The sequence below is a fragment of the Bacillus sp. 05T31 genome, from assembly GCF_056396725.1.
In genome coordinates, this window is the sequence record NZ_JBFTMA010000667.1 from 1 (window position 1) to 2,481 (window position 2,481).

3 protein-coding genes are annotated in these 2,481 nt (G+C 33.4%); all 3 read right to left on the bottom strand.

The genetic code is table 11. The annotated features are described in order from the left end of the window. Nucleotides 1-758, bottom strand: a 758-nt coding sequence (locus tag AC1DJR_RS26270) for a cytochrome P450 family protein (RefSeq protein WP_477003887.1), incomplete at its 3' end; no start/stop codon positions are given. 160 nt (nucleotides 759-918) lie between these two features. Further along, on the bottom strand, nucleotides 919-1,323 hold the full coding sequence (locus AC1DJR_RS26275) for a hypothetical protein (protein WP_477003888.1): 405 nt from the start codon (nucleotides 1,321-1,323) through the stop codon (nucleotides 919-921). Between the two features lie 146 nt (nucleotides 1,324-1,469). Then, the gene (locus AC1DJR_RS26280; protein ID WP_477003889.1) at nucleotides 1,470-2,474 is read right to left on the bottom strand and encodes a DUF1835 domain-containing protein; all 1,005 of its coding nucleotides are present in this window, start codon (nucleotides 2,472-2,474) and stop codon (nucleotides 1,470-1,472) included. Nucleotides 2,475-2,481: the final 7 nt, after the last annotated feature.

A 2,481-nucleotide genomic window follows, 5' to 3' on the forward strand; every position in this document is an offset into this window, starting at 1 on the left:
GTCTCATGTCCTGCTACGATTAACAGCATTATCATTGAATATAGCTCTGGAGCACTAAGTTTATGCCCTTCATTTTCTGCAAGTATTAGCGCACTAACCAAATCTTCTTTTGGATTTTTTCGTTTTATATCAACTATATATTGCAGATATGTAATAAATTCAGATAGTTGTTTTTCGGTTTCTTTTATTTCTTCAGGTGTTTCTGGCGATGCAATGACAGCATGAGACCAAATTCTAAATTTCGCTTGATCCTCTTTTGGAATTCCAAGCATCTCACTTATTACAATAATCGGTAATGGGAATGAATAATCATCCACAAGATTTAATGTACCTTTTCGCTCTATCTCATTTATTAAATCATCCGCTACTCTCTGAATTCTTCCGTCTAATTGTGAAATCATCTTTGGTGTAAAAGCTTTTTGAACTAAAGATCGTAAACGACTGTGGTTAGGTGGGTCCGAGTTTAACATATGCGTTGTTAAATGATCACTATTGTCAACAGAAAGAAACATGTTCATTGTATCTTTAGAAAAAACATTATTTGGATCTTTTTTTAAGCGATTATCTTTTAAAAGTGGCAGAGCATCTTCATATCTTGTAATGAGCCATTCTGTACCAATCTCGACTTTATTAACAAATAAAATAGGTTGCACTTTTCGCGATTCTTTATAAATCTCATAAGCATCTTCTTTAAACTGAGCAGAAGCTAAATTAATGCCATCCTCTATTTTTCGGCCAACCTTATTTTTTATTGACATTACATTCCCTCACTCTCAATTATTTGTGTAAATCAACCTAACATTTGAATTATACTTCAATAAAAACTAGAAAATTGTAAATCTTTAATTAAAATCTTACTTCGTATATTGAAAAATAAAAAAGTGAGAGAGTAAAATTATTCTACTCTCTCACTTCCTATTATGCGAAGCACATAAAATTACTAATTTGTTGATATCGATAACTTACTTTACGACGACGACCACCTTGCCAAGTGTAACCTGAAACCCCGCTTCTTCTTACCTCGGTTGGAAAGAACCATAAATCTCTTCCGAAAGGACCAGGTCGATGTAAACGTAAATAGCCCCATCTTCCTAGACAGTTACACATCCAAGATTTCATATTGCCTGCTTGTGCTGGAGAAGCAAATGTGGACGGTAACGACGGAGCTTGTGACGGTGGTGGTGACGTTGGAGCATCTTCCGCATCATCTGGTCTATAGTCTTCTTGTTCAATATCTCTCACTTCATTTGTAGATTCATAACCGTAGTTTTGTGGATTATAATACATCKYTTGATCATATGGATARTTTTGTTSGTTATACATAWTAACMMATCACCTTCTTTTCATTYRTTWCYTTTAACATTCATATGTGATACGCCATTCATAGGAAGCTTATGTATAGCCTAAATTCATCTGAAAAAAGCTCGTATTTTTAAAATACGAGCTTTTTTATAAACAAAATATATTTTTTATTTTATTAACTTCACACTATAAAAACGCATTTGATCTAACGAACCTTCAWATTCAAATACYTCTTGYTTAATTAATWCTTTCAAGCGATATTCCAAAAACGTATCCCCAACCAATTGATCCGCAAGTCCAAGTGCTTCACCTATTACTCTCGGAGCTTTATGAAATTCTTTATCTGCTCCTACATTTTTCGCACACTCAATAATGAATTGATCAAAATAATCTTCTTGTACAGAATGCACTTCATCGTCTTTCCAAACTCTTAAAAACTCCGTGCTTTGCGATAATCTATCCCACTCATGTGCAAACTTCATTCGCTTCTCTTCAGTTAAATACGGAAATTCCACAAAACTTTTTTGGAAAAGAGCTAAACTTTCAGGAGATAATTCTCCAGTTCCACGGATATCATAATCTTGTTTTAATATTTCTCTACTCGCTTCARAAGTATTCATAACACGAATATTTTTCTTATCTTTTAATTGCGCAATTGCAAAACAAAGCCCTACGTGCTCATGGGCATTATCCGCCTTCCAAACGGTAATCGGTGTTTCATTCGGAATTGAATGTAGCTCTTCTAAAGTCTCCTTAAATCTTGGTAAATACTCTTCTTCAAAATAACAATCATAAGAAGTTAAGTTATTTAATAACCACTGTGCCCTTGCTAATTGACCTTCATTCGTATGTAATTGATGTATGGGACCAATTGAAAAGAATTCAGAGTATGAAACAACACTCTCCTCGTGTAATCCTTCTTGTTTCAACATATATTTTAAACATCCGGCAGTTGAATCATCAAAGGCAATATGAATGTGTGTGCTTTCTTCTAAATTCTTTTCCTGAGTTGTATGACTCGTCAATTGCTTAGGGATACTCGTTATATTTTTTATCATATCTTCGCTATAATTCCCGTCTAATACATCTAACTGTATTAGAATACTTTGAAGTAAATGTTTTGCTTCATCTTCATACATATCCTCTACAACATTTTTTATTTTATCTATCATATAAATC